Source organism: Chromobacterium haemolyticum DSM 19808, assembly GCF_000711885.1.
Taxonomy (GTDB): domain Bacteria; phylum Pseudomonadota; class Gammaproteobacteria; order Burkholderiales; family Chromobacteriaceae; genus Chromobacterium; species Chromobacterium haemolyticum.
Map to the genome: position 1 here is coordinate 39014 of NZ_JONK01000021.1, position 18858 is coordinate 57871.

Here is an 18858-nt window from a genome sequence, read left to right on the forward strand (position 1 = left end):
CTCACCGGGCACGGCCCCTTCCCCTCCGCTCCCTTTTTTTCATCATGCCAATGAATTTCTGTGTTGACAGAAATTTCGGAAACAAATATTGTTAACCCCATGGAACTGACACCCGTATCTCAACGCTTCGTGCTGCACTGGGGCGAAATGGGCACCCGCTGGGGCGTGAACCGCACCGTTGCTCAAATACACGCGCTGCTGTTCATTACCGGACGCCCGCTGAACGCCGAGGAACTGGCCGACACCCTCAACGTGGCCCGCTCCAACATCAGCAATAGTCTGAAAGAGCTGCAAAACTGGCAACTGATCCGCACCGTGCATGTGCTGGGCGACCGCCGCGACCACTTCGAGACCTCGGGCGATGTCTGGGAACTGTTCCGCATCATCGTGGCGGAGCGGCAACGCCGCGAAATCGAACCCACGCTGCTGGTGCTGAAGGAATGCATGGACAGCCCGGACTTTCAGCAGGAAAGCCCGCTGGCGCAGGAACGCATCCGCAACACCTGGCAGTTCATGGACACGCTGACCTCCTGGACCCGTGAAATGCTGCGGCTGTCCACCGCCACCCTGAGCCGGGTATTGAAGATGGGCGCCAGCATCCAGAAGCTGCTGGGCCGGGACAAGTAAACACACGGCGCGGGTTGGATCGGCGCAGCCACAATGCCCGCCCTTTTTTTTGCCACTATATTTCTGTTTTGACAGAAATTTCAGAAACCAAGGAGAACACCATGAGCGGATTCATCATCAGCATGATCATCATCCCCCTGTTGTGCGGCCTGCTGTGCTGGTGGCTGCTGGCCGGGCCTTTGCGGCAAGTGACCCAAGCGCTTTGCGAGCACGGCGCTGGCGGCCCGTTCTGGCAACGCGCCTTCTTGATCCTGATCCTGGCCGGCCCGCTGCTAGCCGTGCTGCTGTTCGCGCCTGACGTCCCCTCCGCCTCCTTATGGCTGGACATCCGCGGCATCCTGATGTGGGCCTTGCTGGGCGTAGTGGCGCAAATGCTGGTGCTGTTGCGTCTGGTGTGGCGACAAGTGGCGCCGCGTCCCGGCGCCCATCAGGTCCAAACCGCGCCGGCCGCTCCCCGGGAGGCTACGCAATGAAGATACTGCTCTTGGGCGGCAGCGGCTTCATCGGCCGGCCGCTGCGTCAGCGCCTGGAACAAGACGGTCATCACGTCAGCGCGCCCAGCCGTCGCCAGTTGGATCTGCGCCAGCCGCGCGCCGACTGGCGTTACTGGCTGGAAAACGTCGACGTGGTGGTCAACGCCGCCGGCCAACTGCTGGACCGCCCGGCCGGCGCGCTGGAAGCCATTCATCACCTGGGGCCGCTGCAGTTGGCCAGCATGGCCTATCAGGCCGATGTCCGCCGCTGGGTGCAATTGTCGGCCCTCGGCGCGGATCCGCAAGCGGACACCCTGTTCCTGGCCGGCAAGGGCCGCGGCGACGCCGCCCTGCTGGCCAGCGGCCTGGAGGCGCGCATCGCGCGCCCCTCGCTGATCTACGGTCCACAAGGCGCCAGCAGCCGTCTGCTGCTGCAACTGGCGCGGCTGCCGCTGTGGCTGCTGCCCGATGGCGGCAGCCAACAGGTGCAGCCGGTCGCGCGCGACGACGTGATCGACGGTCTGGCGAGGCTGGCCGCGGCCGATGAAGCGCCGGAGGGCGTCGTCGATTTCGTCGGCGCCGAAGCGCTGACGCTGGCTGACTATCTGCGCCAGCTGCGCCAACTGCAAGGTCTGCCCTCGCCCGCCTACATACTCAACCTGCCGCCTCAAGCCAGCCGGGCGCTGGCGACGCTGGCCGAACGCTGGCCGGCCAGCCTGATCAGCCGCGATACCCTGACCATGCTGAACCGCGGCAGCTGCGGCGACCCGGCCGCCCTCGGCGCGCTGCTGCAACGCGCCCCGCTGGCCAGCAGCCAATTCCGGGAAGCGCCATGAATCCGTCCACACGCAATATTGAATACGCGCTGGCGGCGCTGTGGCTGTGGAGCGGCCTACAGCCGCCGCTCAGCGCCTGGGACGCGTCCATCGTCATGCTGCAGCGTTTGCCGCTACCCGTCGGCTGGGCAGCGCCGCTCTTTCTCGCCGCCTGCGGCCTGGACCTCGCCTTCGGTCTGCTGACCCTACTGCGCCCCTGCCGCGCCTTGTGGCGGGCCCAGGCCGCCGCGGTCGCCGGCTATAGCCTTACGCTGGCGATCTGGCTGCCGGAAAACTGGCTGCATCCGTTCGCGCCATTAATGAAAAACCTGCCCATTCTGGCCATGCTGCTTTGGCTGGGCGCTCGCCGGGAGACTCTCTCATGAACGTCTATCTCGTGGTCAAAACCTTGCATATCCTGTCCGCCACCCTGATGGTGGGCACCGGCTTCGGCTCCGCCTTCTACATGTTCTTCGTCAACCGCGGCCGCCAGAGCGCAGCCCAGGCCGAGGTAGCGCGGCTTGTGGTGCGCGCCGACTGGTGGTTCACCACTCCAGCAGTGATTTTTCAGCCGCTGTCCGGTCTGTGGCTGGCGCGGCAGGCCGGTTGGCCTCTGGCCAGCGGCTGGCTGCTCACCTCCATAGGACTGTTCCTGTTCGCCGGCCTGTGCTGGCTGCCGGTACTGCGGCTGCAAATCCGCATGGCGACGATGGCGCGCGCCGCCGTCGCCGCCGGCCAACCGCTGCCGGCGCGCTACTGGCGTTACGCCCGCTATTGGGAATGCCTGGGCTATCCGGCCTTTCTGGCCATGCTTAGCACATACTCCCTTATGGTGATAAAACCGGCTGGTTGAGTTGAAAAGCAGATAAAATGCCTGGTTTTTATTATTCAAGCCCGAATCACGGCTTGATCTCTCTGCAATATGTCGCTCACTCCTCATTCCTGCATCGATGCCAAAGCTTACCGGCCGGACATCGACGGCTTGCGCGCACTGGCCGTGCTCAGCGTGGTCGCCTTCCACATCGGCCTGCCTGGATTCGGCGGCGGCTTTGTCGGCGTAGACATTTTTTTCGTCATTTCCGGTTTTCTGATCAGCGGCCTGCTACGTCAGGAATTGCTGGCGCAAGGCCGCATTGACTTCAAGGCATTCTACGCGCGTCGCATCCGCAGACTGGCTCCGGCCCTAGCGCTGGTGCTGGCCGCCAGCCTGGTTGTAGCCTATTTCGTGATGCTGCCGGACGACCAGATAAAACTGGGACGAGAAGTGCGTGCGGTTGCCACATTGTCCGCTAACCATCACTTTCTCAAGCACGCCTTCGATTATTTCGACTCCGACGCCGACCTCAAAGTCTTCCTTCACACTTGGTCGCTGGCGGTGGAGGAGCAATATTATCTGGTCTGGCCCTTGCTGCTATGGGCCGTTTTCCGTCTGAGCAAGGCGGATCGCCATGTTACCGACTCGCGAATGCGCTTGGCGCTGGGTGCGGTCCTGCTTGGATCACTGTGCTTGAGCTTATGGCTAAGCTATCGCGATACGCCGCAAGCCTTTTATCTGATGCCCGCCCGCGCCTGGGAATTCGCCGCCGGCTCCTTGCTGGCTTTGCTACCGCCCCCGCGCGGAGGCCGGCGTCTGGCTTTGCCCATCGCTGCTCTCGGCCTGGCGCTGTTGCTGGGGTCAATCGCGCTGCTGAATGAGCGTATGGTCTTTCCCGGCGTCATTGTGTTACTGCCGGTCATCGGCAGCGTGCTATTCATTCTGGCCGGCATGCTGGACGCATCCAACCCGATAAGCCGCTGCATCGGCTCTCGTCCGTGGACCAGCATCGGTCTGCTGTCCTACGGCTTTTATCTGTGGCATTGGCCACTGCTGGCGCTGGGCCGCTACTGGGGCCTGGGCGAGCGCGACCTCACCCGCGACATGCTCTTGGGCGGCGTCCTGGCGCTGGCTCTGGCCTGGCTGAGCTACCGCTATGTGGAGCAACCACTGCGCCGAGGGCAATGGCGAAAGCTGCGCGACGTCAAATCCACGCTGCGGACCGGCCTGAGCATCACTCTCGGCCTGTGGCTGCTGGGGACTGCCGCTATGTACCTGCCCAAGCGCTTCCCTTGGCCGGGGCAGCAAAATATTCTGCAGGCCAAACGCGACGCTTTTCATTTTGTTGGCGATTGCGGCATGCCGGCCGACGGTGCCCCTTTGCCCTCACGCTCGCAATGCCTGATCGGCTCGCCCGGCGCTCCGCTTAAACTGCTGGCCTGGGGCGACTCCCATACCGATCATCTGATGCCGCTGTACGACACACTGGCCAAAGAGAGCGGCGTCGCCGTCCTGCGCCGGGTCTACCACGGCTGCCCGCCCCTGGCCGACGCCATGCCCGTGGGCGAAGGCAAAAAACGTAGTTGGTGCCTCAACTTCGCCCGAGCCGTGCGCGCGGAACTACCTCAGTTGGCGGCCCAAGGCGTCACCGGCGTACTCCTCAATGCGCGCTGGAACAGCTACACCGCCCAAGACTTGCCGGGCAGGCCCGCCATGACCGGGCTGGTTGCCGCAGGCCTTGACGGCACTCCCAACCTATCCGGCGGCATGAAGGCCGGCGTCGCTCCGCTAGACCGCGCCACCTCGCTGCAAGTCCTGGAACAATCGTTGAACCGCAACGCGCAAGACATGGCCGGCCTGGGACTGAAGATCGTCCTGGTGCTGCCGGAAGCGGAGATGAGCAAGTCGCCGCCGGAATGCGTCGCCCGCTTGGGCGCTGCGGCCTGCGATGTTCGGCGTGCTGAAGTTGAGAGCCGTCGCCTGCAAATTGTTCAGCTATTGCAACGCGTCGCCGCCCGTCACGCGAATATCCGCCTGTGGGAGCCTTTGGACCAGTTCTGCGACGCCAAAACCTGCTTCGCCAGCCGTGATGGCAAAGTGCGCTATCAAGACAAGGACCACATCACCGCCAGCATGGCGCTGACCTTGACGGAAAGCTTCCGTCCCAGCTTCGACTGGGCAAGAAGCGCCGAGCGCTAAACCCGCCCCTGCGAATGGCAGCCTCTTGGCTGCCATTTTCGCTTTTCCCCACGCAATGCCGACGACGTCGACGCCTAGTGTAAAATGGCGTTTTGCCTGAACCAGATAGACACCTCGCCATGACAGATCTCCTCGCCGGCCTCAATCCAGAACAACTGCGCGCCGTCACCTGGCCCGACAAGAGCGCGCTGGTGCTGGCCGGCGCGGGCAGCGGCAAAACCCGGGTGCTGACCACCCGCATCGCCTGGCTGCTGTCCACCGGGCAAACCAGCCCCAGCGGCGTTTTGGCGGTGACCTTCACCAACAAGGCCGCGCGCGAGATGCAAACCCGGCTGGCGAGCATGGTGCCGGTGAACGTGCGCACCATGTGGATAGGCACCTTCCACGGCCTGTGCAACCGCTTTCTGCGCTCGCACTACCGCGACGCCGGCCTGCCGCAGACCTTCCAGATCCTGGACTCCGCCGACCAACAAGCGGCCATCAAGCGCCTGCTGAAAAGCCTGGAACTGTCCGACGAGAAATTTCCGCCGCGCGCGGTGCAAAGCTTCATCAACGGCAGCAAGGAAGCCGGCCTGCGCGCCGACAAGCTGCCGCCGGCGCTCAATCCCTACGAAGCCAAACTGGTGGAACTGTACGCCGCCTACGACGCCCAGTGTCGCCGCGAAGGCGTGGTGGACTTCGCCGAGCTACTGCTGCGCAGCTACGAACTGCTGAACGCCAATCAGGCCCTGCGCCAGCACTACTGCAGCCGCTTCCGCCACATCCTGGTGGACGAGTTTCAGGACACCAACCATCTGCAATACGCCTGGCTCAAGCTCCTGGCCGGCGACGACGGTTCCTTGTTCGCCGTCGGTGACGACGACCAGAGCATCTACGCTTTCCGCGGCGCGGAAGTGGGCAATATGCGTTCCCTTCTCAACGATTTCTCGGTCAGCGAGCCGGTGCGCCTGGAGCAAAACTACCGCTCGATGGGTAATATCCTCAACGCCGCCAACGCGCTGATTGAGCAGAATGACGGCCGGCTGGGCAAGAATCTGTGGACCGACGCCGGCGAGGGTGAAAAGATCCGTCTGTTCGAGGCCTATTCCGACGGCGAGGAAGCCGAATTCATCACCGACGAGGTGCGCAGCCTCAAGCGCGATGGTTTCAACCTCTCCGACATGGCCATTCTCTACCGCTCCAACGCCCAGTCGCGACTGCTGGAGCATGTGCTGGTCAACGCCCAGATTCCCTACCGCATCTACGGCGGCCTGCGCTTTTTCGAGCGTCAGGAAGTCAAGCACGCGCTGGCCTATCTGCGTCTGATCGCCAACCCGGAAGACGACAACGCGCTGTTGCGCGTGATCAATGTGCCGGCGCGCGGCATCGGCGCGCGCACGGTGGAAGGCCTGCAGGCGGTCAGCCGCGAGCAAGGCGTCACGCTGTGGCAGGCCGCCTGCGCCTCCGGCGGCGGCCGCACCGCCGCCAAGCTGGGCGAATTCGTACTGCTGGTGGAGCGCATGCGCGAGCGCAGCCGCGAACTGAAGCTGGCCGAGGCCGTCAGCCTGGCCATAGACGACTCCGGCCTGCGCGCAATGTACGAACAGGACAAGAAGGAAGGCGAAGAACGGCTGGCCAACCTGGACGAATTGATCAACGCCGCCGCGGGCTTCATGCCGGACGATCCGGCGCAGGCGCTGACCGAATTCCTCAGCGCCGCCAGCCTGGAAGCCGGCGAGCACCAGGCCGAAGCCGGTAGCGACGCGTTGCAGCTAATGACGGTCCACGCCGCCAAGGGACTGGAGTTCGACGCCGTATTCGTCTCCGGCCTGGAAGAAGGCCTGTTCCCGCACGAAAACAGCATGAATGACGGCAAGGGCCTGCAGGAGGAACGCCGGCTGATGTACGTGGCCATCACCCGCGCCCGCCAGCGGCTCTATCTGTCCAACGCGCAAAGCCGCATGTTGCACGGCCAGAGCCGCTATCCGATCCGCTCTCGCTTCGTCGACGAAATCCCGACGGAGCTCACCCACGACCTATCTGCTAAAGTGAAAGCGCCGGCCAAGACAAATGCATCGACAAACACATCCTGGCGCACGGTCCCCAAAGTCGGCCGCGTGGCCGCTGACAACAGCCAGGGCTTCCGCATCGGCCAATCCGTCGAGCACGCCAAGTTCGGCAGCGGCGTGGTGATCAACGCCGAAGGCGGCGGCGAGGATGTGCGTCTGCAAATCAACTTCGCCGAACACGGCGTGAAGTGGCTGGATCTGCGCTACGCCAAACTAAGCGCCGGCTGAGCCTCTTCCCGCCGCAGCGGCGGCCGCTTGAGCGATTTTTATAAGTCACACTAATGACAGTTTGCGGAGAATCGTCAAAGATAGCGAGATGAGCACAGCCAACACAAACTCGACCACTTTCCAAAGCGTCGCCGCGGGCAAGACCGGCGCCTCGCCGCGAAAAGGCTACGATGACCCGTACAGCAAGCGCCTGTTCCTGATCATCGACAGCCTGCCGGAAATGCAGCGCGCGCTGGCGATGACCCTATCCTCCTTCGGCGCCGACAAGGTGGAGTACGCCAGCAAGGCCGGCGACGCGCTGGCCAAGATGGGAAAATACGAGTTCGACGTGGTCCTGTGCGACTACGATCTGGGCAACGGCTATGACGGCCTCTACCTGTTTGAAGAGGTCAAGGAACGCAACCTGATCAAACAGTCTTGCGTCTTCATGATCGTCACCGGCGAGCGCCGCTCCCAGCGCGTCATCTCCGCCGCGGAACTGGGGCCGGACGACTACCTGCTCAAACCCTTCACCGGCGAAGTGCTGCGCGAACGGCTGGAGAAGGCGATGCGCCGCCGCGAAGCCTTCCGTCTCGTGGACGAGGCCATCATGCGCCACGAATACCTGAGCGCCATCGAAGTCTGCTCGCGTCTGATCAGCGAGCGCGGAGAGTTCACGCTGGACTTCATGAAACTCAAGGGCTCGCTGGCGCTGAAGATTGGCGACTTCGACAGCGCGCGCTCCTTGTACATGGACGTGCTGCGCATCAAGCCGGTGCCCTGGGCCAAGATGGGTCTGGCCAAATCGCTGACCGGGCTGAAAGCCTACGACGAAGCGAGGCTGCTGTTCGAAGAAGTGCTCACCGACAACGACCGGGTGATGGAAGCCTACGACTGGCTGGCCAAACTTTACCGCAGCAACCATAACCTGGACGAAGCCCAGGCCACCTTGAAGCAGGCCACCGACATCTCCCCGGTAGTATTCCGCCGCCAGCAACAGCTGGCGGAAGTGGCCCTGCTCAACAATCAGCTGGAAGTGGCGGAAGGCGCTTGCCAGACCACGCTGGACATCGCCAAATACACTTGGCACCGCAGCCCCACCCACTACGCCGCGCTGGCGCGGGTGCAACTGGCGCGCGGCGACACCGCCAATGTCGGCCGCACCTTGTCCAACCTCCGCCGTGACTACCGCTACAACGAAGAAGGCGAATGGATGGCTTCCGTAGTGGACAGCCAGTTGCAAAACAAGAAAGGCAACCGCGACAAGGCCCGGCAGTTGTTCAGCGACGCCGAAGCGAAATTCCGCCAACTGGCGCCCAAGCTCAGCAGCGACGCGCAGATGGAGTTCGCCCGCGCCTGCTACGCCCAGGGGCACAAGGACGCCGGCAACAATGTGATGCGCGATCTGGTGCGCAACCATCACGACGACGAGGAACTGCTCGCTCGCTTCGGGGACATGTTCGAAGAAGTGGGCCTGGGCGAAGACGGCCGCCAACTGATCGCGGACAACGTGCAATCGGTGCTGGAGCTCAACAACCAAGCGGTGCGGGAAGCCCAGGCCGGCCAGTTCGACTCCGCCATCGAACGCTTCGTCAAAGCCCACGAGGAAATGCCGCAAAACATTCAGGTCATGCTCAACCTGATCAACGCCACCATGGCCTACGTCCACCGTCAAGGCTGGCACGAAAGCCATATGCGCCGCGCCCACGACATGCTGGGCAAGGTGCGCGACATCGCCCCCACCAACAACAAGTTCCAGAAAATCCTTCAAGCCTGGCGCATGCTGGTGGAAAAGCTGGGCAAGCCGCAATGGGTGCTGTAAGCCCCTGGCAAGACTGGCGCGCACTGGTGGTGGACGACGAGCCGCTGGCCTGTGAACGACTGCGCCAGCTCTTGCGGGAACAAGGGCTGCAACACGTCTACTGCCTGACCGATAGCCGCCAGGCCATGGCCTGGCTGGCGCAGAACCTGGCCGATATCGTGCTGGCCGATATTTCCATGCCCGGCGTTTCCGGCCTGGAACTGGCCCAGCAGCTGCGCCGCCAGCCGTTGGCGCCGCAACTGATCTTCACCACCGCCCATGAACAGTACGCGGTCAACGCCTTTGAACTGGAAGCCATAGACTACCTGCTCAAACCGGTGCGTCGCGAACGGCTGCGCCAGGCGCTGGAACGCGCCTGCCGCCAGCGCGGCGAAGCGCCGCAGCCGGAAGCCAGTTTCACCGTGCGCCAGCGCGACCGCCTGCTGCCCATCCCTTTCTCCCAGGCCCGCTATCTCAAAGCCGAACTCAAATACGTGACCCTGGTGACCCCGGACGCGGAATACCTTCTGGACGAAACCCTGATCGCGCTGGAGCAAAGACTGGGCGACGCCGCCGTGCGCATCCATCGCAATTGCCTGGTAATGCGTCACGCGCTGCGCGAACTGTTCCGCGCCAACGCCGACGGCGAAGAACAATGGCAAGTACGCCTGGCCGATATCGGCCAACCTCTGCCGGTCAGCCGGCGGCAACTGGCCGGCATCAAGCAATGCCTGAACCAGCAGGACTAGGCCCCCTCCCTCTCAATCCGCCGCAAAAATACACAGCTCACAAAAACACAGCATCTGTCATTATTTTCGACAGAATAATGCGTTCTGATTTTCAATCGCATCAAGCTTGACATTAATCATTTGTCATTATTCGGACTAAAACTATCATCCTCGCCCAAGCACATGGCCGAACTGGCGCTCCGCCGCCGGCCATGCATTCCATTTAGGGCAAGGAGCGGTCATGCGGTCATTGAAAATCATCCTGTTATCGTCGGCGTTCAACGGACTCACCCAGCGCGCCTGGCTGGAATTGCGCCAGTCCGGCCACCAAGTCAGCGTGCAACTGTTCACCAACGAGCAGGAAGTCAGCACCAATATTCAGCAATCCGGCGCCGACATCGTCATCTGCCCCTTCCTCAAGGACCGGGTGCCGGAAACCCTGTGGCGCGACAGCAGCCGGCCGGTGGTCATCATCCACCCCGGCATCGTCGGCGACCGCGGCGCTTCAGCGCTGGATTGGGCCATCACCCTGCGAGAAAAACGCTGGGGCGTCACCGCGCTGCAAGCGGTGGCGGAAATGGACGCGGGTCCGATCTGGTCCAGCTGCGAGTTCGACATGCCGCCGGAAACGCGTAAATCCGAGCTCTACAACGGCCCGGTGAGCGACGCCGCCATGTATTGCATCCGCGACGTGGTGGAAAAATTCGGCACCGGCTTCGAACCGGCGCCGCTGGACTACGGCCAAGCGCATGTGCGCGGCCGGCTGCAACCCAATATGAAGCAAAGCGACCGCGCTTTCCTGTGGCAACAGCCCGCCGTAGAGATCAAGCGCCGCATCGACGCCGCCGACGGCCAGCCCGGCGTGCTGACGCAATTGGCCGGCGGGGACTACTACGTCTACGACGCCCATCTGGACTACCGCGCCGGCCAGCCGGGTCAACTGCTGGCGGTGCACGACGACGCCGTGCTGGTGGGCGCCGGCGAGCACAGCCTGTGGCTGGGCGCGCTGCGCCGCAAACCGGAGGCCGGCGAGGAAACCTTCAAGCGCCCGGCGCGACATGTGCTGGCCGGTTTGCTGGACGGCGTGCCGCGGCTGGACTGGTCCATCAACACCCACCCTCACTGCGAGGAAAACTACCAGCCCATCCGCTACCGCGAATACGGCCGCGTAGGCGAACTGACCTTCGAGTTCTACAACGGCGCGATGAGCACCGAACAATGCCAACGGTTGAGCGAGGCGCTGCGCTGGGCCAAAGCTCAGGACACCAGCGTGCTGCTGGTGCGCGGCGGCCGCGGCAGCTTCAGCAACGGCGTCCACCTCAACGTGATCCAGGCCGCGCCCGAACCTGGCTTGGAGGCATGGGCCAATATCCAGGCCATCGACGACGTCTGCCAGGAAATGTTGACCGCGCGCCAGCTGGTGGTGTCCGGCCTGACCGGCAACGCCGGCGCCGGCGGCGTGATGCTGGCCTTGGCCGCCGACCTGGTGTTCGCCCGCGGCGGCGTGGTGCTTAACCCCCACTACAAGACCATGGGCCTGTACGGCTCGGAATACTGGACCTACAGCCTGCCGCGCGCAGTAGGCGAAGAACAGGCCCGCCTGCTCACCGACGCCTGCCTGCCGCTGAGCGCGCGCGAAGCCTGGCGCCTGGGCATGGTTCACGACATCGGCCCGCACGACCCGCACGACTTTGGCGTCTGGTTGCGGCAAGCCGCCGGGCTGGCGTTGAACGACGACCGCTTCCGCCCGCAGCGCGCGCGCAAGGCCGAGCTGGACTTGGAGCGGATGGAACGCTGCCGCCAGACCGAGCTGCTGGAAATGCGCCAGGACATGGTGGAAAACCGCGGCCAGTTTTTGGAAAAATGCCGCAACTTCGTGCTCAAGCGTAAAGCCTGCGGCACGCCGCAGCGTCTGGTCGCCGATTGGGCCCGGACGCGCTAAGAACCTGTTCATAATCTGCCGCGCGTTGGCGATACGGCGTTGAAACCGTCTTCGAAATGCTCATGTGCCACTCGTACATTCCGCTTTCTCAGCCGTTTTCGCCCTCTCCCGCCCTTGCTCGCGAGATCGTAAACAGGGTCTAAAACCCATCACGCTGTTCCCACCCTCAAAACGGCCCGCCTCAACGGGCCGTTTGATTTCAATTTCATGACGAAAAACAACAGCATTGTTTTACGTACAACTACTTAAAAACCGCTTTTTCATCAGTCAAAGCTAAAAAATAACCGCGCCTTCTTATAAAATCTGACATCCCCTCTTTCCCCCTTCCTAACGGTTGCTACATGCGGACACGGCTGGTTTATGCAGGATGCATCGCGATATGGCTGGTGCTGAGTGCGCTAGTCGCTCTGTCGATCGCCAGTCACGCGCTGCTAGGCGCCGAACAACAATTCAACCGCGACGCTCTGCTGCTGTCCGAACAGCTCAATCAAAAACTGCAAAGCCATGAAACCGTGCTGGACAGCTACGCCACCTTTAGCGCGTTGGATCGCCGCCAGGATCTGCCATCCGAAAAAAGGCTTGCCCGGCAATTACTGCGCCGCTATCCGCAAATCCAGTGGCTGGGTCACATCGAACGCATCAGCCCCGACCAGTTGCCAATGTTCGGCCAACGTCTGAAGCAACTATACGGCCAAACGCTCCCCATGCCCGCGGCCAGCGGCGACGGCTGGGAAAGCCGCTTTGGCCTGTTCCCGCTCGCCTTCATCGAACCCATGCCCCAGCCCAACCTGCTGGCCGCGGACCTGGGCCGGCTGCAAGCCGCGCGTCAGACCCTACAGAACGCGCTGGAAAGCGGCCGGATGGAAATCTCCAGTCAGATCAAACTGCCCGGCCTCCCGGCCGGCTACCTGCTCATCCGCGCCGTGGACGATATGCTGAGCAAGCCCCTGGCCGCCTCCTTGGCGCCAGCGCACTTCGCCGCCATGGCGATACGCGCCGACAGCCTGCTGCCCAGCCCGCTATCGCTACGGGAAGGCGTGGAAGTTCGCCTGTTCCACCGCAACGATCCGCCCCCTGGCCAACCCGCGCTGCTGCGCGGCCCCGAGCGCGCCAGTGCCTTGGAAACCCTGCTGTTCCCACGCTTGGAAGCCCGCCACCCGCTGGGCGGCGCCAACCAGCCGCTCTTGCTCACCATCAACCAGCAACTGGGCTGGCGGCAGATCGGCACATTCGAATGGGGCATGCTGCTGGTCCTGTCACTGGCTCTGCTGACCGGCCTGCTGTTGGTGTCCCATCACTATCTGCAATTGGCGCATGGCCGCCGCCAGCGGGAAAACCAGCTATTCTACCTGGCCAACCACGACCGCCTGACCGGACTGGCCAACCGCAACCTGTTCTACGACCGGCTGCAGCACGCCATCTCGCGCGTGGATCGCAGCGGCAAGCGGCTGGCGCTGCTGTTCCTTGACTTGGACCGCTTCAAGCCGGTCAACGACACCTACGGCCACATCACAGGCGACCGCATCCTGCAACTGATCGCAGCCCGCATCAAGGAAGAATTGCGCAGCGAAGACACGGTGGCCCGGCTGGGCGGCGACGAATTCGTGGTATTGATGGAAGATATCGAATCCAACCGCGAGGCGGACAAAATCGTCAATCGCCTGAAGCAGGTGATCCATCAACCCTACGAGGTCAACGATCATTTAATTTCGGTGGGCGTCAGCATCGGCATCGCCTATTACCCGGAGGACGGCTTGTTGATCGATGAGCTGCTGACGGTGGCGGACCGGAAGATGTACGGGAATAAGCGCGAGATCGCGGCGGCCGGCGCTGAAACCGCCTAAGAGCCTGTTTACGATCTCGCGAGCAAAGACAAGATAAGGCGAAAAACCCTGAGAAAGCGGAATGCGCACAGGGCACATTAGCATGTCGAAGCGGGTTTCAACGCCTTCTTCTATTCATCCCGATAAAGCGCAGCAGACTTTGAACAGGCTCTGAACCCGGGCCGTCTCAACACGGCCGCTGGCATGCGGCCTCCCCAAGCGCGGCACCTTTCGACGCTGTTTCCCGTGGCCGCGCCAGGCCGTTGAACCAGACATTCAGCACCACCGCGCTGACCGTGGCCAACAGGATGCCGCTATGCAGCAAGGGCGCCAGCACTTCCGGCAAGTGCCGAAAAAATCCGGGCGACACCGTCGGAATCATGCCCAAGCCCAGGCTGATGGCCACCACCAGTAAATTATGCCGCTGCGTCTGATAATCCACCTTGCCCAGAATCTTGATCCCGGTGGCCAGCACCATGCCAAACATCACCAGGCCGGCCCCGCCCAGCACAAAGGGCGGAATCGACGCCACGATCAGCGACATCTTGGGCACCAAGCCAAATACGACCAGAATGCCGCCGGCCATTACACACACCCAGCGGCTGCTGACGCCGGTGACGCCCACCAGGCCCACGTTCTGGGAAAACGAAGTATGCGGGAAGGAATTGAATAGACCGCTTATCACCGTGCCCAACGCATCCACCCGCAAACCGCTCACCAAGGCAGCCCTGTCCACCGGACGCTCCACAATGTCCCCAAGGGCCAGGAACATGCCCATGGACTCCACAAAAATGATCAGCATCACCACGGTCAACGTCAGGATGGACCATAGCTCAAAGCGGGGCATGCCGAAATGGAAGGGCGTGATGGGCGCGAACCAGGACGCCTCGCCCAAGCCGCCCAAATTAACCTTTCCCAGCAGCAGGGCCAGGGCAAAGCCGAACAACAAACCCAGCAATACCGCGATATTGCAGAAAAAGCCCTTCAGATAACGGGTGACTAACAGAATGAACACCAGCACCGCCACCGATACCCCAAGATAGAGCGGATGGCCGTAGTCCGGGTTGCCTCTGCCGCCGGCGGCCCAGTCAATGCCAACGGGGATGATGGACAGACCGATGGCCGTGATCACCACCCCGGTGACCAGCGGCGGAAACAGGCCGATCAACCGCCCCATCAGCGGTACCGCCAACAAGCTGAGCACTCCGGCGCCGATGGTGGCGCCGAAAATGCCGGGCAGGCCCAATGCCGGATTGCTGCCAATGGCCACCATCGGCCCCACCGCGGCGAAAGTCACCGCCATGATGACCGGCAGGCGGATGCCCAGCCCGCGGACGCCCACGCACTGCAATAAGGTCACCACCCCGCAACAGAACAGGTCCGCGCTGATCAAGAGCGCGATTTGCTCCTTGGGCAAGCCCAGGGAGCTGCCAATGATCAGCGGCACCGCCACCGCACCGGCGTACATCACCAACACATGTTGCAGGCCCAGGGTGAACAGCTTGCCCAAGGGCAGGCGTTGATCCACCGGGTGCACCGACAGCTTGGAATCCATGCTCGTCTCCTTTGTAGATGTCGGGCCGCTTTTTAAAACATCGCCGCCCTGACGACTTGCTGGTATTACACAATCGACTCCTTGACCGCTAAAAAAAGAGGTCGACGCAGGCTAGCCCGCGCCGACCGATTGGATGAGATAGGACTGCGACAACATTGCCTCGTCGCAATTGTCGCCGGCGCCGATGCGGTCCAGCAGGATGAAATCTCCGGCCCGCTCCAGACAAGTCAGCGGGTGATGCCAAGTGCCGCGATGGTAGTTGACGCCCTGATCGCCGCGCGCCAGAAAGGCTCGGATCCGGCTTTCGTCCGGCCGGTCGCCGACGCAAGCCGGCGCCACCACCACCACGCAAGGGACGCCGTTGCAAGGGATGAAAGCCTGGCTGCCCAGCGGGTGCCGCTCCAGCATGCGGATCTCCAGCGGCAGATGATGCGCGTCACCGCGCGCCATGCTGATGCCGGGCAGGCCGCCGTCGCCGGCGACATCGATCAGACCCAGCCGGTGATAGCGGCGAGTACTGCCCTGGTTGATGGGAAACCAATCGCTGCCATCGGCTTCAATCACATCGCCAAACGGGGCGAAAGCCTGTTTGGTCAAAGGCTCCAAGCTTAAAATCGTCATGCCGCGCTCCTTCGTGGGGTGGCGGACCAAGGCGGCTCAATCCGCCAACCGTCCCCAGATTCGCAGCCGGCTGACCCCGCCGTCAGGGAAAATGTTCAGGCGCACATGCGTGACAGCGCCCAGATCGCGCAGCAACTCCTTGCCGTAAAAATGCTGCCGATCCATTTCCGTTTTCTGCTCCGGCAGCAAAACGTCCCAAAACATTGCTTGGGTCACGACGGACTGGTCGGTGCCATGGTGGACATAGGCGGCCTGTACAGAGATCCGGTCCGGGTAATTGCCCTTGAAGTGAGCGGTGTCGACTTCGATGCTCTCCACCAGCGCCGCATGCCCCAGCTCAACGATGCACCAATCGTTGCCCGGCTCCCGCCGACGGCGGGTTTCCCAGCCGTCGCCCATATTGACGCCGCGCCCCGGCATGATCAGCCGGAAGGGCACGCCGAAATGGGCATCGTTATAAGCGACGACGCGGCCGCCCTTTGCCAGCGCCGACACCTCATGCAGCGCGGCCGGGTCCTGCCGCGCCCAGTCGCAGGCGGGTTGTCCGTATACGCGGAAGCGCGCCACACCGCCGTCTGGATAGATATTCAAGCGCAAATGGGTCCAGTCGCGCGCATCCTCAATCGCGATGAAATGATGAGCGCTGGGGCCCAAGGACACGGCCGGCAGAATCTCCACCCACTCTGTCCGTTCGTCAGGATCGTCGGCCGATCGGCAGGCCTCCACCGAAGCCGCCGGCGGATAGTTGCCGCTGAAATGGCTGGTATCGATGTCCAGCCCTTTGATCACGCCGGGCAGGCCCAGCTTGATCACCGCGTGGTCGTAGCCTCCGTTGCGGCGGCGACGGGTTTCCCAGCCGTCCATCCATTTGCCGTGATCGTCGAACTCGCCGACGATAAACACCGGCTCGGACGCTTGCAGCATCCGCTCCGCCGCGGCGAACCACTGATCAGAACAGGTCAGGACCCTGGCGCCGAAATCGGCGGCGGCCAAGTTAGCGTAACGCCGAGCGAACTCCGGCACATCGGCCGCCGGTGCGTGCAGCACCGTTCCCGCCGGGTGATTGACAAGCGCCATCAGATTTTCTCCTTCTCAGTGCGTCGACGCGCGCCGGCAGGCCGCGCCGTCCGCCGTTCACGCCGCTAGCCGGCCCCAGATCAGCGCCAGCCCCAAGGCGAGGAAAAACAAGGCCGAAGCCTTGAGAAACACGATGCGCAACACCGCCATACGCTGGAAGAACAACTGCGCCAACACGCCGTAAGCGGTCTTGCACGATAAATCAACCACCACCCAGCCAGCCGCCATCCACCCCAATTGCGGCGCCAGCGGCGCTTGGGCGTCGATGAACTGCGGCAGCAGCGCCACGAAAAAGGCGATGTCCTTGGGATTGCTGATGCCCAGCAGAAAGGCATGGGAAAACCATTGCGTCGGAGCGCCGCTCCGGCCGTCCTGCGCGCCCGCGGCCTGCCCTGCGCCCCGCCAGGCCTTGAGCCCCAGCCACAACAGATAAGCGGCGCCCAGCAACTGCAAGCCGGCGAATAGGCCGGGCGACGCCAGAATCAGCGCGCCCACGCCCAATGCGGACAAAAGCAGCAGCGACAAAGAAGCCAGCACGCCGCCGGCAAACGCCGGCCAGGCACGCAGCAGGCCATGTTCGGCGCTGGTGGTTACCATGAACAGGGACAGCGGTCCGGGCACGGCGATCACCACCAGGATGGACAACAAATACATGACGAGAATCTGGCTGGACATGGCCGCTCCGGCTAAGCAATCAGTTGGGCCAGACGTAGGCCGGCGATCCGGTATATCTGCTGCAAACAAGCCTGCCGTTCCGCCTCCGGCTCAGCGGCCAGCCGCCGCTGAAACTCGGCGATGATGCCCGCGCGCTCATAACCGCGAACGGCCATAACGAAGGGAAAACCGAAGCGGGCCCGATAGTCGGCGTTCAAGCGCCGCAACAGTTCCAGTTCCTGCGGCGAGCATTGATCCAAGCCGGCGTCGCCTTGCTCGGCGGCGGACTCGACGGTCAAGTCGCCGTGCTGCGCCGCCTTGCCGGCCAGTTCCGGATGCGCGCGGATCAGACGCAATTGCGCCTCCACCCCCGCCTCCTCCACCTGTCGCCGCATGCAGTCGTGTAAGTCAGCCATGCTGGCGAATGGCCGCTGATCGGCTGCCTGCGCCGCCACCCAGGGCGAATGCTCGAAAATGCCGCCCAGCGCGGCGACGAACTGCTCCGTCGGCAGCGCATTCAACTGCGTCAGCGTCAAGGACATGATCCGACTCCGGTGAAAGGATGCGCTTCCCGCCAATGCCGGGCGATATCCACCCGTCGGCACACCCACACTCGCGGATGCCGCTCCAGATAATCGAGAAAGCGGCATAGGCCGGCAAAGCGGCCGGGCCGGCCAATGAGACGGCAATGCAGTCCCACCGACAACATGCGCGGTTTGTCGACGCCCTCGGCGTAGAGCACGTCGAAAGCATCTTTCAGATAGCTGAAGAAGTGCTCTCCGGTATTGAAACCCTGAGCGGTGGCGAAACGCATATCGTTGGTGTCCAGCGCGTAAGGCACGATCAGATGCGGCAGCTCGCTGCCATCGCTGCGCCGCGCCAGGGTCCAGAACGGAAGATCGTCGCCGTAGTAATCCGAGTCGTAGAGAAAACCGCCGTCGTCCACCACCAGCCGGCGCGTGTTGGGGCTGTCTCGGCCGGTGTACCAACCGGAAGGCCGCTGGCCGGTCAGGCGACGAATCGCCTCCACGCAGAGCCGCATATGCTCGCGTTCCACCGCCTCGTCCACCTGCTGATAATGAATCCAGCGATAGCCATGGCCGGCCACCTCATGGCCCAACTCCGCCAGCGCGCTGGCCAGCTCCGGGTGTCGCTCCAGCGCCATGCCCACGCCGAATACCGTCAGCGGCAGGCCGCGCCGTTCAAACTCGCGCAGGATGCGCCACACCCCGGCGCGCGAACCGTACTCGTAAACCGACTCCATCGACAGATGCCGCGCCGGGTACGCCTCCGCGCCGATGATTTCCGACAAGAACTGCTCTGAGCGGGCGTCGCCGTGCAGGACATTGTTCTCGCCGCCCTCCTCGTAATTCAGCACGAACTGCACCGCGATGCGCGCCGCCCCCGGCCAATTGGCCTCCGGCAGCTCCCTGCCGTAGCCGATCAAATCACGTGGATAATCCGCCTGCATGGC

General features: G+C 63.2%; 17 protein-coding genes. 11 read left to right on the plus strand and 6 right to left on the minus strand.

Translation table 11 applies throughout. The features are described 5' to 3' along the window. Positions 1–99 precede the first annotated feature (99 nt). The 11 genes from BR71_RS13515 (at position 100) to BR71_RS13565 (ending at position 13498) form a co-directional block, all read left to right on the plus strand. Positions 100–627: a GbsR/MarR family transcriptional regulator gene (locus tag BR71_RS13515; RefSeq protein ID WP_019102373.1), complete on the plus strand. Its 528-nt coding sequence runs from the start codon at positions 100–102 to the stop codon at positions 625–627. 101 nt (positions 628–728) lie between these two features. After that, the gene (locus BR71_RS24475; RefSeq protein WP_052370560.1) at positions 729–1100 is read left to right on the plus strand and encodes a hypothetical protein; all 372 of its coding nucleotides are present in this window, start codon (positions 729–731) and stop codon (positions 1098–1100) included. Beyond that, positions 1097–1936, plus strand: a complete 840-nt coding sequence (locus tag BR71_RS13525) for a complex I NDUFA9 subunit family protein (RefSeq protein WP_043638202.1) — start codon at positions 1097–1099, stop codon at positions 1934–1936. The genes BR71_RS24475 and BR71_RS13525 overlap by 4 nt, the downstream gene beginning before the upstream one ends. After that, positions 1933–2301: a DoxX-like family protein gene (locus BR71_RS13530; RefSeq protein ID WP_043638205.1), complete on the plus strand. Its 369-nt coding sequence runs from the start codon at positions 1933–1935 to the stop codon at positions 2299–2301. The genes BR71_RS13525 and BR71_RS13530 overlap by 4 nt, the downstream gene beginning before the upstream one ends. Beyond that, on the plus strand, positions 2298–2768 hold the full coding sequence (locus BR71_RS13535; protein ID WP_043638209.1) for a DUF2269 family protein: 471 nt from the start codon (positions 2298–2300) through the stop codon (positions 2766–2768). Before BR71_RS13530 ends, BR71_RS13535 begins: the two co-directional genes overlap by 4 nt. Positions 2769–2837: 69 nt before the next feature. After that, positions 2838–4928, plus strand: a complete 2091-nt coding sequence (locus tag BR71_RS13540; protein WP_043638213.1) for an acyltransferase family protein — start codon at positions 2838–2840, stop codon at positions 4926–4928. A gap of 119 nt (positions 4929–5047) precedes the next feature. Continuing rightward, the gene (locus BR71_RS13545) at positions 5048–7204 is read left to right on the plus strand and encodes a UvrD-helicase domain-containing protein (RefSeq protein ID WP_043638218.1); all 2157 of its coding nucleotides are present in this window, start codon (positions 5048–5050) and stop codon (positions 7202–7204) included. 88 nt (positions 7205–7292) lie between these two features. Beyond that, complete coding sequence (locus tag BR71_RS13550; RefSeq protein WP_043638224.1) at positions 7293–9005, plus strand: tetratricopeptide repeat-containing response regulator; 1713 nt, start codon at positions 7293–7295, stop codon at positions 9003–9005. Next, complete coding sequence (locus BR71_RS13555) at positions 8993–9733, plus strand: LytR/AlgR family response regulator transcription factor (protein WP_043638228.1); 741 nt, start codon at positions 8993–8995, stop codon at positions 9731–9733. The genes BR71_RS13550 and BR71_RS13555 overlap by 13 nt, the downstream gene beginning before the upstream one ends. Positions 9734–9953: 220 nt before the next feature. After that, the gene (locus tag BR71_RS13560; protein ID WP_043638231.1) at positions 9954–11654 is read left to right on the plus strand and encodes a hydrogenase maturation protein; all 1701 of its coding nucleotides are present in this window, start codon (positions 9954–9956) and stop codon (positions 11652–11654) included. Between the two features lie 386 nt (positions 11655–12040). Beyond that, positions 12041–13498: a sensor domain-containing diguanylate cyclase gene (locus BR71_RS13565; RefSeq protein ID WP_052370561.1), complete on the plus strand. Its 1458-nt coding sequence runs from the start codon at positions 12041–12043 to the stop codon at positions 13496–13498. A 166-nt stretch (positions 13499–13664) separates the two neighbouring features. Here BR71_RS13565 and BR71_RS13570 read toward each other — a convergent pair whose 3' ends face one another. From BR71_RS13570 to puuE, 6 genes are all read right to left on the minus strand, one after another. After that, positions 13665–15032 (minus strand): nucleobase:cation symporter-2 family protein, encoded by a 1368-nt coding sequence (locus BR71_RS13570; protein WP_081555222.1) that lies wholly within the window; start codon positions 15030–15032, stop codon positions 13665–13667. A 111-nt stretch (positions 15033–15143) separates the two neighbouring features. Beyond that, positions 15144–15653, minus strand: coding sequence for an ureidoglycolate lyase (locus BR71_RS13575; protein ID WP_043638238.1), 510 nt, complete (start codon positions 15651–15653; stop codon positions 15144–15146). A gap of 36 nt (positions 15654–15689) precedes the next feature. Next, positions 15690–16730 carry an allantoicase gene (alc, locus tag BR71_RS13580; RefSeq protein ID WP_052370562.1) on the minus strand — a complete coding sequence of 347 codons (1041 nt, stop codon included), beginning with the start codon at positions 16728–16730 and terminating at the stop codon, positions 15690–15692. Between the two features lie 57 nt (positions 16731–16787). After that, the gene (locus BR71_RS13585; RefSeq protein WP_052370563.1) at positions 16788–17405 is read right to left on the minus strand and encodes a LysE family translocator; all 618 of its coding nucleotides are present in this window, start codon (positions 17403–17405) and stop codon (positions 16788–16790) included. Positions 17406–17416: 11 nt separating this feature from the next. Further along, positions 17417–17926, minus strand: coding sequence for a 2-oxo-4-hydroxy-4-carboxy-5-ureidoimidazoline decarboxylase (gene uraD, locus BR71_RS13590; protein ID WP_043638244.1), 510 nt, complete (start codon positions 17924–17926; stop codon positions 17417–17419). Further along, on the minus strand, positions 17917–18855 hold the full coding sequence (gene puuE / locus BR71_RS13595; RefSeq protein ID WP_244269629.1) for an allantoinase PuuE: 939 nt from the start codon (positions 18853–18855) through the stop codon (positions 17917–17919). Before puuE ends, uraD begins: the two co-directional genes overlap by 10 nt. Positions 18856–18858 lie beyond the last annotated feature (3 nt).

Excerpts from the sequence above, each read along its gene's own strand:
- BR71_RS13515 (WP_019102373.1), top strand. The coding sequence starts at position 100 with ATGGAACTGACACCCGTATCTCAACGCTTCGTGCTGCACTGGGGCGAA.
- BR71_RS24475 (WP_052370560.1), top strand. The coding sequence starts at position 729 with ATGAGCGGATTCATCATCAGCATGATCATCATCCCCCTGTTGTGCGGC.
- BR71_RS13525 (WP_043638202.1), top strand. The coding sequence starts at position 1,097 with ATGAAGATACTGCTCTTGGGCGGCAGCGGCTTCATCGGCCGGCCGCTG.
- BR71_RS13530 (WP_043638205.1), top strand. The coding sequence starts at position 1,933 with ATGAATCCGTCCACACGCAATATTGAATACGCGCTGGCGGCGCTGTGG.
- BR71_RS13535 (WP_043638209.1), top strand. The coding sequence starts at position 2,298 with ATGAACGTCTATCTCGTGGTCAAAACCTTGCATATCCTGTCCGCCACC.
- BR71_RS13540 (WP_043638213.1), top strand. The coding sequence starts at position 2,838 with ATGTCGCTCACTCCTCATTCCTGCATCGATGCCAAAGCTTACCGGCCG.
- BR71_RS13545 (WP_043638218.1), top strand. The coding sequence starts at position 5,048 with ATGACAGATCTCCTCGCCGGCCTCAATCCAGAACAACTGCGCGCCGTC.
- BR71_RS13550 (WP_043638224.1), top strand. The coding sequence starts at position 7,293 with ATGAGCACAGCCAACACAAACTCGACCACTTTCCAAAGCGTCGCCGCG.
- BR71_RS13555 (WP_043638228.1), top strand. The coding sequence starts at position 8,993 with ATGGGTGCTGTAAGCCCCTGGCAAGACTGGCGCGCACTGGTGGTGGAC.
- BR71_RS13560 (WP_043638231.1), top strand. The coding sequence starts at position 9,954 with ATGCGGTCATTGAAAATCATCCTGTTATCGTCGGCGTTCAACGGACTC.
- BR71_RS13570 (WP_081555222.1), bottom strand. The coding sequence starts at position 15,032 with ATGGATTCCAAGCTGTCGGTGCACCCGGTGGATCAACGCCTGCCCTTG.
- BR71_RS13575 (WP_043638238.1), bottom strand. The coding sequence starts at position 15,653 with ATGACGATTTTAAGCTTGGAGCCTTTGACCAAACAGGCTTTCGCCCCG.
- alc (WP_052370562.1), bottom strand. The coding sequence starts at position 16,730 with ATGGCGCTTGTCAATCACCCGGCGGGAACGGTGCTGCACGCACCGGCG.
- BR71_RS13585 (WP_052370563.1), bottom strand. The coding sequence starts at position 17,405 with ATGTCCAGCCAGATTCTCGTCATGTATTTGTTGTCCATCCTGGTGGTG.
- uraD (WP_043638244.1), bottom strand. The coding sequence starts at position 17,926 with ATGTCCTTGACGCTGACGCAGTTGAATGCGCTGCCGACGGAGCAGTTC.
- puuE (WP_244269629.1), bottom strand. The coding sequence starts at position 18,855 with ATGCAGGCGGATTATCCACGTGATTTGATCGGCTACGGCAGGGAGCTG.